Raw genomic sequence first — 14,516 nt, forward strand, 5'->3', positions numbered from 1 at the left:
CGGTTCGTTTTCGCCGGTCAGGGCACAGAGGTCAGATGCGACACGAGGTCAGTGCACGGAGCGCCTCTTCCTCGGTCATTGCCGGAGTTCCGCTCAACAGCTCAGGAGAGAACCCGAAGCCTCGCGGCCGAGTGGTGTCCTCGATGGCGTAGACCGCCGACACGTGGGGCCGCGGTCCGAACAGCAAGCCGAGGAAGCGACGGCTCCGTGTGCCCTGAAGCGTCTGGAGAACCACATCGAGATCGGCGCCCGGCGTGGTGAACCAGCAGGTGTACGGGCTTCCGCTGCTCTCTCCTACCGGTCTCGCGTCGGTTACCGCCATCTCGGCTTCCAGATACTCGACTGCGTCCTCTAGAAGGTCACAGACCCGAAGGCGAGGCAGGAATGCCTCCCAGGCGATGGCGTCCCCGTGCCTCTCGAACAGGCGCCCCAGCTCCCGGCGGTCGAGGACCACCCGCGTCTGCTCCGAGCCGTTGACGAGGAGCCGTGTCAGAAGAGCCCTCCTGAAGCTCTCGGCTCCTTCCTGTATCTCGGCGGGCGTGTCGAAGGAACTTTCTGACATGCTGCTTCCCGGAAGCACGCCTTTTCCATCGGCCGCGACCATCGAAAGCGCACCACCTTCGTGAATCATTCCGTTTCCCCCATTGACGACCAGCAACATCGCATCACCTTGACGCGAGGCTCGATCCAGCGAAATCACCTTTGAGTGATGCAGATGATCGAGAGGCTAGAAACAGGCGAGCAAGGTTGTCAATCACCCGGCCGGAAGACCATCATGGTGAGTCGCTGAACCCAGGTGAAAGCACACAGGAACAAACAACATGCCATCCACCGAAAAAATTAAATCGGATGACAAGTCCGATTTGGCAGAGAAGATCGATCTCCTGTTCAAGACCGTGCACCCAGCCGACCGGGGTCCCTACTCCCTGCAGGAGGCCGCCGACGGCATAGAACGGCTCACCGGAGAGAAGGTCTCACACAACACCCTGTGGAAGCTCCGCACCGGAAAATCCGACAACCCTACCAAGCGGGTACTGGAAGGCCTGGCTAAATTTTTCGGGGTGAGTCCGGCTTATTTCTTCCAGGAGAACATATCCGAAGAAATAAGACATCAGATCGAACTCCTCTCCATCCTGCGGGACACCGGGGTCCGTGGCGCCCAGCTTCGCACCTTCTTCGAACTCTCACCCGAAGGACAGGAGATGGTGGCCGAACTGATCACCAAAGCCGCACGTATCGAAAACTACCAACACAGGCCAACCCCCCAAGAAGGCTGATATCCAGAGAAGCTCTGACAGAGGCCCCTCATCGAAAGAGGAGCTCTCCATGCGCGGAGCGCTCGATAATGTTCGGCACTGAACGTTTTTCATCCCTTGGAGAGGGCGTGCTGGTCACAGCGTGACGGCAGGTTGGCCGTTCGAGTCGAACGTAGAGAAGCTCCTGGTAGACGGGTTGATCGCCACGACCAAGAACCGTCACGATCAGGAGCTTCGGGCGCTGTTCTATCGACTTGGACGCCCCCAGCGCGAGGCAGCCCTGTTTGACCGGGACGCCCTCACCGGCCAGTTCGGCCACGAGGGCTGAACCGGACTTTTGGGGCATCACCTGCTCGACCGCAGCGGCGGCCTTGCGCAGGATCTTCACCTCATTCTCCAGCTCGGCGATCCGCGCTTGGGCCCGGGCCAGAGCAGCGGACTCGACCGCAGCCGGACTCGGGGCCCTCAGGCCCCACTCGATCAGGTCCAACCGCTTCCAACGGTGCAGACAGGACTCCGCGATACCCAGCGACGCGGCGACCTCCCGCACCGATCAGCCTGATTCCAGCAGGTCCAGGGCACGCCGCCGGAACTCCGGCGGATAGGGCTTGGACACGACGAACGATCTCCTTCAGATGGTCGCCGAACCGTATCTCTATCAACCTCCGTGCCCGTCAAACGGGGGGAACATCACGGTGCCCGCCAAACGGGGGAACATCAGATTCCACAAAACAGGTCCTACGCCCAGCCCGCGACACCGTCGTCGTGCACACCCTGGACCGCATCGGCCGCAACCTACGCAAAGTCCTCAACCTCGTGCACGACCTCGCCGAACGCGGTATCGGCATACGCTCCCTGGCCAGCCCCCTACCCATCAACACCACCGACAAAGGCGTGGGCCGCATCGCCTTCCTGCTGCTGGCGCTGTTCGCCGAGATGGAACGCACCTTCACCGCCGAGCGTGCCGCCCGCGCCCACACCGTCGCCGAGGCCTCCGGCCGCCACATCGGCCGGCCCCTCGCCCACCCGCCGACAAAATCGAATACGCACGGCTCCTCAAGGCCCAAGGCGGCTCCCTGGGCGTCATCGCCGCCAAGACCGGAATCCCGAAGACTTCCCTGCACCGCTACCTCGCCTCGACGAACCCAGAGCTGTGATCATCCGCCATCACCTATGCGGCAGAAGAAGTCCCGGAGCGATCCGTCGAGGCCGAGCCCTCCGCAGTCTCAGAGGATGCTTCGCGAGCGAAGTGGTCTTGGAAATCAGCGTGGCGGAACTGGTACATCGGGCCAACGGCGCGGAGCAGGCCTAGCCGGTGGGCATCGTCGAGGACGCCCATCAGATCGCGGGGAAGTGCACCGCGTCGGCTGAGATGGAGGGTCGCCAGGAGGTAGCACCACCACGCATGATGCTGCCCGAACCTAAGCCCGAGCAGGAGTCCGAGCAGGAGACCGACCTGGACTCCGACCGCGAGCCCGCCCCCAAGCCCGAGCCCGACCGCAAGTCCGACCGCGAGCCCAAACACAAGCCCGAACACGAGCCCGCCCCCAAGCCCGAACACGAGCAGCCGAAAGATTGCGAGGGCACGGTCAGCGTTCAGTACCCCAGTCGGTGTGTTCACCCGATCCGCAGTAGCAGGAGATTCTGTCCATTCGACGAGCCCGACCGCGAGCCCGACCGCGAGCCCAAACACAAGCCCGAACGCGAACCCGAAGGCGAGCCCGACCTCGGTCACAAACACAAGCCCGAACATGAACCCGAAGGTGAGCCCAAGTGGGAGACCAGTTGCGATCTTTCTGACCAAGTCCTTCTTGCGGCTGTGCAAGGTGAGATTGGCGTATCCCGGTTGGTCATGGAGCCAATTCGATGCGCGTCGGACTGTGAGCCCGGCCCCGAGCCCGAGCAAGAGCCCGAACACGACCCCGCCTAGGAGGCCTGCCATGAGGCCAGCCACGAGCCATGCCACGAGCCCGACCCCGAGCCCGATGGCGAGTGCGGTGGCAATGTTGAGTTGTTTAGGGGCGAGGGTGTGGCGGGCGAGGTGCCACCAGGCGAAGTCGCGGGTGCGGGGTTGGCCCTCAGGGGCGCGGGGGTGGGTGAGATGGTGGGCGAGCCAGGTGAGCCAGCGGGTGGCGTCGTCGGGATCGTGCAGGAGTCGGGGGCGGAACAGGTGGCGGGGGTCAGTGCTGGGTGGACGTTGGCGGATGAGGGCGGGGATGAGCTGGTCGAACAGGTGGGCGCGCAAGTCGTCGGCGCTGGGGTAGGCGGCTGGGTCGATCAGGGGGGTGAGGTCGGGTGCGGGTGCGCTGGTGGCAGGGGGCTGGTAAACAGCACGGACCAACCACAGACCCAGGGGGGTGGAGCACGCCTCGGCCAGAGGACTGGCCGGAATATCGTCTTGGGCGGTGAGGTGGCCCAGCAGGTGTTGCCAGGCCGGGCTGGGAGCGCGGCGTAGGCATCGCCGTAGATAATCGGCAGCTATCCGGGGGGTCAACGGATCGGGTTCGATGACGGCGGCGCCACTCAGCACGGTGTCGGCCGCGGCGACAGCGTCGACCCAGTCGGTAGTGCGGCAGGTGAGGATCAGCTGACCGCGGCCCAGGCTGCGGTTGAGTGCTTCGAGGACCGCGATCCGGTTGGTTGGGGGGATTTCGTCCAGGCCGTCGATGACGGGTAGGACGCGCGGCTCGGGGCCGGTGACCAGGTCCCGGCAGGCATCAGGTCCGTAGGCTTCTGCTTTGAGGGCTGGGTAGGTCAGGGCGAGCTGGTCGGCTATCCACTCCCACACCCCCCGGTGAACGGCGGTGTCCCAGGAGGAGGCCGACAGCAGCACCGGTACCGGCTCACGCCCGTTCTCATCCCGGGTGCGCAGGAGCTCGCGTAGTAGCTGGACCGCCAGCGTGGTCTTGCCCGACCCCGGCCCGCCCAGCACCACCAGCCGACACCGCCCCAACGCCCGAAACTGCACGGCCAGCTCTTCGACCTCGTCGCCGGTGGCATCCCATCCCGCGGCTGCGGCCTGACCTGCCGTATCCGCCAGATCGGGGTCGGGAGTGAGCCGCCATCGCACCGGCATCGGGTCCGGGTCCTCCAGCGACCGCAGCTCAGCCTCGCTCTCCCACTGGCCCGCCACCAGATGGGCCAACGCCGCGGCGGCGTCGTCGACCTGCTGTGCCGAGGCCACCCCTGGTCTGGGCGAGTGGTGGTCCAGCCACCACTTCACCGACTCAGCGACGGCAGCGATACCGATCGCGATTCCCAGCGCCCAGAAGTTCCACTTGCTGTCGTTGAGCACCTGGTTGACCGCGATACCCGCAGCCACGACCCCGGCCACACCTGCGACCACATGAAGACCCGCACGTCGGAACGACACCGCTCCGCCCTCTCAGCCGAAGGATCCCCCGATCCCCACATTGTCAACCAAACCCATGCCAACCGCCTCTTGTCAGTCAAACGCAGCTCTTCAGAATCACCGTTCCGATCCGTGAGACCGTCCTGAAGCATGACGGCCTGGACCGCCGCTTTCGATGTCGACATCGGCCGTCTTACCCCTCTGGCCGAGGGTGCGGGGCCCGGTGCCCACGATTGGACGGCTAGCAAGCGTCCGGGCTTTGCGAGCGACCTGTCCTGCCCGCGGTTGTGGGTGTCACGGTCGTGAATCGCTGCGAAGCCTGCCCTCCATCGGTCGTAGTAATTGATCTTGTTGGCTGGTAGTTCTCTCGTCGAGCCGAGCCGGGGAATCTGCCATGGGAGTTGTACGTCGAATGCTGACTTTGGAAGATCGGGAGGAAATCTCGCGGGGGATCGCCCAGGTCTGCAGAATCGGCAGATCGCGGCACGGATCGGCCGGTGACCGAGCGTCGTGTCGCGGGAGATCGGCTGGCACGGCGGCGGGGCGAGATACCGAGCATCGCGGGTGGAACGGGCCGCGAAAATGTGCCGCAGGAAACTGAAGATACGCAAACTAGACGACGACCCCTGTCTGCTGCTGGTGGCCGTCGAACTGCTCAAGCAGGGCTGGTCACCACAGCAGATCGCCGGCCGCTTGCCCATCGACCACCCTGGCGAGGAGGCTGTCCGCGTGTCTCACGAAACGGTCTACCGATGGATCTACGCCCTGCGCTCGGGCCGCACCCGCCGCAAACCCGCCCACGGGCGCACCCCCGAAGCACCGCGGATCGCCAGGATGCGGTGGATCGAGGAACGCCCCGCCGACGCCGTAGACCGGCAGGCCCCCGGTCATTGGGAAGGCGACCTCATCATCGGCAATGACGGCAAGAGCGCCGTGGGCACCCTGGTCGAGCGCGTCTCGCGATTCGTCGTGCTCGTCCCACTCGCCCGCCCGTAACGCCACCACGGTCTCCGAGGCCGTCATCGACTCCGTCCATGGCTTGCCCGAAGTGCTGCGCAGGTCGCTGACCTGGGACTGCGGGTCGGAGATGGCCGACCACGCCGCCATCACCCTCAAAGCCGAATTTCCCGTTTACTTCGCCCACCCCCACTCGCCCTGGGAACGCGGCACGAACGAGAACACCAACCGATGACTGCGCAAGCATTTCCCCAAAAGGCACCGCGATCACTAATAACCCGGACTATCTGCAGGCCGTCACCAATGAGCTCAACAACCAGCCCTGGGCTATCCTCGGCTACCTCAAGCCCAAAGAAGTCTTCGCCGATCTACTGACCAGCAGAATTGCTACGACTGGCTGAGGTCAGGGAAAGCCTTCCTCGGGGTCGAAGGACTCGACCGGCTCGCGTGCGGCGGTCATCAGGCACCAGCCAGGAGACGGCAGATGTCTCATGAGAAATCCGAATTGCGGAGAAGAAGTAGGCGGCAGCCTCGTCGGGAATCCGCGCAGGGAATGAAGCGCCCTGCGCGGACGGAATCTCCGTTCAAACCGGGGAGGTCCGCGGTCCGCATCACCTGATCGCAGCAGGCTCCACCTGCTTGGCATCCGTCGTCACCTAGAAAATAACGGAGGCGCCCTCAGCGTTTGCCTTTACGCCGTAGATTCACAAGTCGATCCACGCCGCAGATCAACAACCTCCGCCAGAGCGACGCGACCCAAGACCGTCCAAGCCCGAAGACCGGCACCACCCCGTTGATTACAAACCACCCCTACTGGCGCGGACAGCCATGTTCAAACGAGCCGATGGCAGTGTCCGAGGCGTAGCAGCGCGGACCAACCAGGAGCGGCCCAGGCCAGGTGATCACGTTCAATCCCGCGGACGAATCGCGGACGGATGATCAAAGGCCCCACCTCCCAAGGGGAGATGAGGCCTCTGACCTGCTGCTTCATGGTCGGGACGACAGGCTTTGAACCTGTGACCCCTTGACCCCTAGTACAGATTCGGAAGCCGTTTTTCCAGCTCAGGGTGCCCGTATGGGTCTGCGGAGCGTTCCGTTAGCCCTGTTCGAGCGGGGGTGCGCATGCCGTGTGGTCCCCAGCTAGTGGCTTGTCTCCCAACGTTGCTGGGGAATTGATCTCGGCAGGCGGGCCCGGCAGCCTGGTCCCGGAGTCGTTTCCGGGAGGTGGTCGTGGCACGCAAACCCGAGGTGTTCGTCCGGGCGTTGACGATGGAGGAAGGCCGCAAGCTGCAAGGCATCACCCGGCGGGCCAAGGACCCGGTGAAACTGCGGCGGGCGATCGTGGTCCTGATGTCCGCCCAGCGCCAGCCGGCCTCCGCCATCAGGTCGTTGATGCAGGTGAGCGACGACTACGTCCGCTCAGTGGTGCACGCGTTCAACGAGCGGGGGTTCGACGCCCTGGACCCAAAATGGAGAGGGGGCCGTCCGCGGAGGATCGGTGAGTGGGTGCGCGAGCGCATCTGCCTGATCGCCCGGACGACCCCCGCCGAATGGGGCATCACCGCCTTTGCGACCTGGAGCCTGGCCAAGCTCGCCGCCCACCTGGAGAAGATCGGCCTGGTCACCTCGCTCAGCCGCACCCACCGGGCCCGCATCCTCAAGGCCGGCGGGGTGTCCTGGCAGACCACGACGACGTGGAAGAGCTCGAACGATCCGGACTTCATCGCCAAGATGCAGCGGATCCTGGCCCTCTACGACACCCCGCCCAAGGGCGGCCGGGTGGTCTGCGTGGATGAGTTCGGCCCCTTGAACCTGCAGCCGCGCAAGGGCAAGGCCTGGCGGCCGCCCACGCGTCCGGCCCGGCTGCGGGCGACCTACAACCGCAACGACGGGGTCCGCCACCTGCTCGGCGCCCTCGATCTGGCCGCCGGCCGCCTCTACTACCGCATCCGGCACCGGAAACGATGGCGCGAGTTCTTGTCCTTCCTCAAGTCCCTGCGCGAGCGTTGGCCCGGCGAGCGCCTGCACGTGGTCTGCGACAACTACTCACCCCACAAACACCCCCAGGTCAGGACATGGGCCGCGGCCAACGATGTGGACCTGGTGTTCCTGCCGACCTACGGCTCCTGGCTGAACTGGATCGAATCCGAGTTCGCCGCCCTGCGCTACTTCGCCCTCAACGGCACCGACCACCGCAGCCACACCGAGCAGAACGACGCGATCGCCGCCTACATCCGCTGGCACAACCAGAACGCCAAGCCCAAGGTCGGCTTCGCGGCCAGTTCCCCGATCCGCTCATGGACCAGTTACCCCAGCAAGGTTGGGTTACAAGCCACTAGTCCCCGCCTGGGAGGGTCGTGGTCCGAGTATGTGAGGTGGGAAGAGGGAACTTCGCTGCCTCTCTGGCGACCTCCGGCGAGGGCCCCCGCCAGCCTCTGGTACGAGGTCTTCGACTTCGACGGATACGGCGACCTGCTCGTCCTGATGCGCGGCTCCCTCATCACGGGCGCGGTCCTCGGCCTGGTCGGCGGGCTCGTCAGCATCCTTGTGATGATGTGCGACCTGCATTTTGCGGTGCGCAGCATCGCGGAACTGTCCTTCCCCGGGGCCCTGGCCGCGCTCTTGCTTACCGCGAACCATCGGCGCACTACTCGCCCTCTCCCCCATCTGCACTCCGCCGCGGCCGCCATGCGCGTCATCGCCTCCTTGGTCGGCGGTCTCCTTCTCGCGATGGGCAGCACCCTCCCTATCAGCCCCTACGTCACCACCATCTCCTTTATCTCACCTGCCGCCTCACCGCCCGCCTCCGCGACCGCTGTGCTCTGGTAGGTCTGCGCCTCCCGTGGCTACCTGCAGGGACGAAATAGATCTATCCGACAGTTGGATACGCGTCCCCCCAACGGTTCATCTTCCGCGCTCAGCGACCCTTCTGCGCACCGTATCCCTCAAGCCAAGCAGTTGCGATGAAGTCTTCGTTGCATTTAACTGGAGACATGGTGCAGCGGCTGTTGATGGTTGATCCGACTCGGCTCCGGTCCCTGCGCCTGCAGGCGGGTTTGGACGCCCATGGACTCGCCGAGAAGGTCGGTGTGACGACCCGGATGGTCGGTTACTGGGAGGAGGGTCGGCACACACCGGAGGCGAAGAACGTGGAGCGACTCGCGCAGGCACTCGCCTGCTCGGTGGCTGCGTTGACGGGCCGTCAGCCAGGCATGGAATCCCTGGCCGACCTGCGGTTCACAGCCGGGCTGTCCACGGAGAAGGCCGCCGCGGTGCTACGGGAGGAACCTCTGGGCGAGAAGTTGTTCCTCAGCGCCACCAAGCTGCGTGACCTCGAGCGCGGCCGACCGGTGCGCGGGTGGGCATGGCGGGATCCTCAGGTCACCGGACGCCTGGTGCAACGCCTGGCCCATCTGTACGGGGTGCCAGTGCGGATGGTGCTGGACGCCTGGATGCGGTCCCGGCCAGGCGACCAGGTTCCCGTAATGCCGGAACCACGCACGAAACCGCCGAGTGCCGCGGCGGTGGAGCGGTGGGAGGGCTTGAACGATCGGCAGCGGATCTACCTGGGTGAGATCATGCGAGAGGACCGGATGGTCGAGGTGGAGATGTGGCTGCGCCGCACTCACCGCCTGCCCGTGCCGCCGGCTGCCGAGTGGCGCAGGCTGCCGTTCGCCCTGCGCGCACCCTCCGACCTCGTCGGCTACACCCGACTCCAGGAGCGGCTACAACAGCGCGGACTACACGATCCGGGAGCAGGTCCGACCCTGCACGCGCTCGCCCATCGCGGACTCGTGTCGGTCTGCGAGGATCAGGTCGAGGTGCCGGGCGCAGGTGTCGTCGGTTGCGTCCTGGTGGAGATCACTCGGGCAGGCCGGTCGGCCGCCCGCGCAGGGTGGGGCGAGCCACGTGATCCCGGACCGCCGGAACACCTGCTGTCGGAATGGCTGTGGAGAACCATCAAAAGGATCATCGAAGCGGGCCCCGAAGGGCTCCCAGAGAACTCCCTGGCTGGAAAGGCGCCCTTCTATCTCGCGGTCGGATACAAGCCATCCCCGAACGCGCGCGCCAGCCGGGGCTTCATCGCGTCACAACCGATCATGGCCGATGACGGAACCCATGTGCGGGAGTACCGCTGGCAGCTGACCGACCTCGGCCGACGCCACACCCTGGAGTATCTCCACCGATACCGGACCATTTATCATAATTCGGATGACCCCGATGGAACCGATGACATAGTCATTTAGGGCCAATTCTAGTATTACCGCCGAGTAGTGTTTTCTCGGGACCTGGAAATGTCAGTGGATACCTCTACGGTCTCGCGACATGGCATCTGTACAGTCCGACGACGTGACCTTCGGCGCGGCCGAAGGCCTGTCCTTGCTCAACACCGCGTTCATCCTCGCCGGCGAAGCACTCACCGCACCTGGGCTTCACCCCCAAGAGCGAGCGGCGACCCTGATGGAGTGCCACGGCGATGTCCTCGCCGCGCTCGGCCCCTCCGCCCATCTTCCCTTCGGCTACTTCCGTGCCCGGCTGCGCGGCCCGATCAGCGACCTGCTCCCCGACTGGATCTCCAGCGAGGGCATGGAGGGCGTCACGATTCTAGATGCCGACGGGTACGTCACCGAGGACGCGTTCGACCTGGGCTGGGAGAACGCGGAGCTGCTGTCGCTGATCCGGAGCCTGCGGGACTTCTCCGGCCAGCGGGTCAGCGCCGACCAGGTCCGCAGCCACCGTGCTCAGGCCGAGGTGTTCGCGGCGATCTCCGGTCGAGGTCCGGACCAGTACGTCACCGACCGCCGCAACCTCATCACCCATCCCGCCGGCACGTCTGAGGAACTGTCGGAGCTCGGGCTGCCGCTGAAGGCCATCGGGTTCTACACCGACATCTCCTACCAGTGTCTGTACCTGGGCTGGTGGTTTGGTTGCCCGGTGTGCCGGTGGCCGATGAAGGTGACAGAGTACAAGCAAGGCGGCCGGCTGTTCGGGCGGGTCGAGTGCTTCTACGCCCGACACGCCGACACCGGTGCCCGCTACTCCTTCCACCCCACCGACGGCGGCCCGCCCGATCTGCAGCCGTTTACCGAACCCAGCCGTCCTACCAACAGGGAAGCGCTCCTGCATCTGTCGGTCTCCGACGACCCGCCACCAGCACGCCGAGCTGAAGGATGCAAGGCCCTCGACCGCGGCGTGTGGCGGTACACGACCGTGCCCGGCCTGCCCGAGCTCCGCCTCCACCAGGTGCTTGAGGATCGGCTGGCTGGAATGGGAGCGACGGTGCAGCTGTGGCCACTAGGCGACGCCTACGACCACCGAATCGACATCCCTCAGCCCGGCGGCGCCGCGAAGGTGTTCAAGGCTGATCTGAAGGACTACACCCACGGCCACACCCTCGGCCAGTCGATCCACCGTGCCCAGGGAGACCGCGGCGGCGCACAGTGGCTGATCGTCCCCGACCACCGCTCCGGCCAGGTGCCGATGCTGGATGGCATCTGCCGCCAGTACGGGATGCGGGCTCTAGCGGTCACGGATTTCGCAGTAATGGTGTGCGACGAGGCAGGAGTGCGGTGGGCATGAGCAACGAACTGTCCGTGACGGAAACCTACGTGTACGCCGCACTGGCGCTGACCGGGCACTACTTCCCCCGCCACGACGCCGACGGCAGGCTCCTGGCCGCCTTCGATCAAGCGGCGTTCTTCGCAACCCGCAAACCGCAGGCGTGGGACCGTTGGCCGCTCCTGGACCCCGAGGAGCGGCGCCGCATCGCCGACGTCATGGCGCTGGCGCCCGCCGACTTGGCGCAGCCGCGCCGATTCGCCATCACTGCCCGCTCCCTCCTGGGCGCCCTACAGGGCGACCACCACGACGGAGATCCGGACGCGCCCACCACGGTGATGCATCCGTTCTTGCTGGCCGGCCTCGCTCCGTTCCGGGCAGAGGCCGCCCACCCGCACGTCGGCGTTGACCTGCTGGCCTATGTCGATCGGATCACAGCACGGTTCCGTCGACCCAGCACGCGCCCGAAACCGCCTGAGTTCGCCGGCCCGGGCATCTGGGCCACCAAGAAGGTTTGGGTCACCGGTGAGGGCAGGGTCCACGGCAAGCTCACCATCCCCATCTACCCCGACTTCACCGAGGCCCCCGACCATGACGTCCTGCCGCATGCCCTCACCGTGCCGCACATCCAGGCGATCGAGCCGACGGTCAAGGAACTCCTGGACGTCGCGGCGCTGATCGAGCGCCGCTACGAACTCGATGAGGACCGATACCTGCACAACGTCCTGTCCAATCTGTTCAGGGAACTGCGGTGCGAGGAATCGGACATCGTGGAGGTGATGCGGCTGCTGGCTGGCGCCACACAGATCTTCAACGCGCCGACCGGCACCGGCAAGACCGTCCTGATCCGAGTCCTTGCCTCCTGGTTCGCCCTGCACGACCTGCGGATCACTTTGGTGGTCCCCAATGTGAAGGCCACCTTGTCCACCGTATGGGACATCTCCGCCGACCTGGCCTACCTGCACCGCGAGGGCCACCTCGCCCATGCCGCCACCTGCGCTCCCCTGATGGCTCCGAGTAAGCGGCACGAACGCGCCCTCAAACACGCCGCGCTTATCCGCGAGGATGCCTCCGCGCCCGGCGAGTGGGGTGTGAGGGGAGCCCGTGACGTCGACGTCCTTGCCTACGGCTGTGCTCAGACCCGGTTCCTCGATAGCGCCGGAACCTATCCTCCTGGCCAGGAGAACTGCCTGACCCTGCAGCACGGCACCATGTTCGCGGCCTGTCCGTGGATCCCCCACTGCGGGAAGTGGGCGCCCGTCTACGCCGCATGTGATGCCTCGGTCGTGGTCACCAACCACCACAACTTCATCGACGGCACTCTGAAAATAGGCGTGAACCTCGACGGGCGGCCGACCAGCGGCCTGACCGTCCGCGAGTTCGTGCTACGGACCTCACACGCGGTCATCGTCGACGAGATCGACCAGTTCCAGTCCACGGTCGTGGACCGGTGCGCCACTCGCATGATCCTGCACACCCGCCGACCCTGGGAATCGGCGCCCCAGCTGTTCGACACCGACGCCAAGCACCTGCCCATCCGGGTCGAATCCAGCCTGCTCACCTCCGTCAGCCACGTCCGGCTGATGGCCGAATCCCTGCTGATGGCCGTCTGCCAGAGCGCCTTGCACCTGACCGTCAGCGATGACGACACCACCCGGCAGCGCAGCGGCGCGGGCCAGAACGCCGGATGGCGTTTGGCCGGAGCACGGGACCGCGAACTGATCGACCTGCTGTTCCCCGGACAGGTCACCCCCGGTCAGCCCATCCCCTCCGCTGTGTACGGTCAACTGGAGGCGCTGCTGCCCGAACGGTACGCCGCCGCCCCGGCCGGGACGGCGGCTGGAGCGGGACGCTCCGGCCTGTGGCAGGACGTCGGCATGGCCCTCGATTCCCTGTCCGCGCCCCGCGGTCAGGACTTCCTCGATCTGGTGAAGCTGGAACTGCACGGCCTGCTCGCCCCTCTGATCCCCCAAACCCGGATGCGCAGCCGCGCCATCAACCTCCTCATCGTCCGCGGCTACCTGAAGGAACTCGACGCCTGCCTCGGTATCCTGCGCGACGACGTCCAGCAGCTACGGCACTCGGGCCTGGCCTCGGCCAATCGGATCCTGGAGGGTGCCCAACCCCGGTCCATCAACGCCGTTCTCCCGCTGGGAATGCTCGGCCGCGCCATCACCGGCTACCGGGTCACCGGCCTGGACAACAAGGAGAAAGACGCCGAACTATCGGCGCAGAACATCTCCGGCGACCCCCACACCTACGTCAGCGAACTCGGCGGCCTGGTATCACTGCTCACCGCCCGCGTCGAACGGGCTGTCATCGGTCTGTCGGCCACCGCATACTTCCCCGAAGCGGTCCGCGAGCATGTGCACGTCCCGGTCACCTGGTGGATGACCGACGCCCAAGCGCGCTCGATCGTCACCGAGTCCCACACCCTCACCTACGGGCCCGGACACCAGATGATGGGCGAACCGATCCGGATCGCCGGCAGCCACCCCGCAGGAAAGCGCGAAGCGCTCATCGAACTCGGCACCCGCCTGTATTCGAAGATCGCCAAGAAGATCGAGAGGCTGCGGGCGTCGGAGAAGGAGAGCGACCAAAAGCGGGCCCGGGTCATCCTGGCCGCCAACAGCTACGAGCAATGTGCCCTGCTGGCGCTCGGGCTGTCCCGCGCCGAGGGCTTCAACCTGCGGGTATGGGTCGCGGTCCCCTCCGGAGAGCCCCACCGGTACGCCAGGTATCTGCCCGCCGCGAACCTGGCCCGGCCGATCACCCCCGAGCAGTTCGAGGACTTCCCCAAAGACGGGGACGTTCTCATCGCGCCACTATCGGTGATCGCCCGCGGCCTCAACATCGTCGTCGGGACCCGGTCAGCCGTTCAGTCGATCTATCTGTGCACCCGGCCGCCACTGACCATCGACGAACCCGCCTGGATGTACGGCAGCGTCAACGCCGCCGGCATGAACGCCCTCCCTGCCGGAGGGACAGCCGACCCGCTCCAGGCGATCCATACCGCCACCGAGCGGGCGTGGGAGCAACTTGGACTGATCCTACGCTCTCCCACCCAGTTCTCCGCGATGACCCACACCCTGCAAGAACAGGTCATCGCCGGGATGCTCGTCGACCTCATCCAGCTCGCCGGACGCGCCCGCCGCGGCGGCACCGACATGAACCTCCACCTCGTCGACTACTCCTTCCAGGACGAGACCTGGAGCTCGGACCTGATCACGATCATCGAGCGCATCCACTCCCGCTGGACCCCCGAAGTCCGGCGCCGCATGAACGACCTGTACGGCGAAGCGCTCGGCGCATTCCTGTCCTACGCAGGCATCGACCCCGAGCAGGTATGAGGCACTTCCCCGCCGCCCACCGACCCATCCTCCCCGAAATGG

At 65.8% G+C, this 14,516-nt stretch carries 9 protein-coding genes and 2 pseudogenes; 7 read left to right on the top strand and 4 right to left on the bottom strand.

Annotated elements, in window-relative coordinates; all coding sequences use genetic code 11:
• Positions 1-31: 31 nt before the first annotated feature.
• Positions 32-661: a hypothetical protein gene (locus ABD140_RS20950; RefSeq protein WP_344242595.1), complete on the bottom strand. Its 630-nt coding sequence runs from the start codon at positions 659-661 to the stop codon at positions 32-34.
• A 160-nt stretch (positions 662-821) separates the two neighbouring features.
• Between ABD140_RS20950 and ABD140_RS20955 the strand changes: the two genes are divergently transcribed.
• On the top strand, positions 822-1,277 hold the full coding sequence (locus tag ABD140_RS20955) for a helix-turn-helix domain-containing protein (RefSeq protein WP_344242596.1): 456 nt from the start codon (positions 822-824) through the stop codon (positions 1,275-1,277).
• Positions 1,278-1,305: 28 nt separating this feature from the next.
• Here ABD140_RS20955 and ABD140_RS20960 read toward each other — a convergent pair whose 3' ends face one another.
• Positions 1,306-1,746: a hypothetical protein gene (locus ABD140_RS20960; protein ID WP_344242597.1), complete on the bottom strand. Its 441-nt coding sequence runs from the start codon at positions 1,744-1,746 to the stop codon at positions 1,306-1,308.
• Positions 1,747-2,021: 275 nt separating this feature from the next.
• Between ABD140_RS20960 and ABD140_RS40175 the strand changes: the two are divergent.
• A pseudogene (locus tag ABD140_RS40175) lies at positions 2,022-2,198 on the top strand (recombinase family protein); the annotation flags it as partial.
• Here the strand turns inward: ABD140_RS40175 and ABD140_RS20965 are convergent.
• Positions 2,124-2,282 (bottom strand): hypothetical protein, encoded by a 159-nt coding sequence (locus tag ABD140_RS20965; RefSeq protein WP_344242598.1) that lies wholly within the window; start codon positions 2,280-2,282, stop codon positions 2,124-2,126. The pseudogene ABD140_RS40175 and the gene ABD140_RS20965 overlap by 75 nt on opposite strands.
• A 145-nt stretch (positions 2,283-2,427) precedes the next feature.
• Positions 2,428-4,578 carry an NACHT domain-containing protein gene (locus ABD140_RS20970; RefSeq protein WP_344242599.1) on the bottom strand — a complete coding sequence of 717 codons (2,151 nt, stop codon included), beginning with the start codon at positions 4,576-4,578 and terminating at the stop codon, positions 2,428-2,430.
• Positions 4,579-5,020: 442 nt separating this feature from the next.
• On the opposite strand from ABD140_RS20970, the pseudogene ABD140_RS40180 reads away from it, so the two are divergent.
• The 5 genes and pseudogenes from ABD140_RS40180 (at position 5,021) to ABD140_RS21000 (ending at position 14,474) form a co-directional block, all read left to right on the top strand.
• A pseudogene (locus ABD140_RS40180) lies at positions 5,021-5,966 on the top strand (IS30 family transposase).
• A gap of 829 nt (positions 5,967-6,795) precedes the next feature.
• Positions 6,796-8,394, top strand: a complete 1,599-nt coding sequence (locus ABD140_RS20985) for an IS630 family transposase (RefSeq protein WP_344242602.1) — start codon at positions 6,796-6,798, stop codon at positions 8,392-8,394.
• Positions 8,395-8,558: 164 nt separating this feature from the next.
• Positions 8,559-9,812, top strand: coding sequence for a helix-turn-helix domain-containing protein (locus ABD140_RS20990; RefSeq protein ID WP_344242603.1), 1,254 nt, complete (start codon positions 8,559-8,561; stop codon positions 9,810-9,812).
• A gap of 103 nt (positions 9,813-9,915) precedes the next feature.
• Positions 9,916-11,145 carry a restriction endonuclease-related protein gene (locus ABD140_RS20995; protein WP_344242604.1) on the top strand — a complete coding sequence of 410 codons (1,230 nt, stop codon included), beginning with the start codon at positions 9,916-9,918 and terminating at the stop codon, positions 11,143-11,145.
• Complete coding sequence (locus ABD140_RS21000) at positions 11,142-14,474, top strand: hypothetical protein (RefSeq protein ID WP_344242605.1); 3,333 nt, start codon at positions 11,142-11,144, stop codon at positions 14,472-14,474. The genes ABD140_RS20995 and ABD140_RS21000 overlap by 4 nt, the downstream gene beginning before the upstream one ends.
• Positions 14,475-14,516 lie beyond the last annotated feature (42 nt).

The sequence above is a fragment of the Actinocorallia libanotica genome (assembly GCF_039525175.1).
In the GTDB taxonomy this organism is placed as follows: Bacteria; Actinomycetota; Actinomycetes; order Streptosporangiales; family Streptosporangiaceae; genus Actinocorallia; species Actinocorallia libanotica.

What these genes read in the sequence shown, in the direction of transcription:
- ABD140_RS20950 (WP_344242595.1), bottom strand. Translation starts at nt 661, where the DNA reads ATGTTGCTGGTCGTCAATGGGGGAAACGGAATGATTCACGAAGGTGGT.
- ABD140_RS20990 (WP_344242603.1), top strand. Translation starts at nt 8,559, where the DNA reads ATGGTGCAGCGGCTGTTGATGGTTGATCCGACTCGGCTCCGGTCCCTG.
- ABD140_RS21000 (WP_344242605.1), top strand. Translation starts at nt 11,142, where the DNA reads ATGAGCAACGAACTGTCCGTGACGGAAACCTACGTGTACGCCGCACTG.
- ABD140_RS20955 (WP_344242596.1), top strand. Translation starts at nt 822, where the DNA reads ATGCCATCCACCGAAAAAATTAAATCGGATGACAAGTCCGATTTGGCA.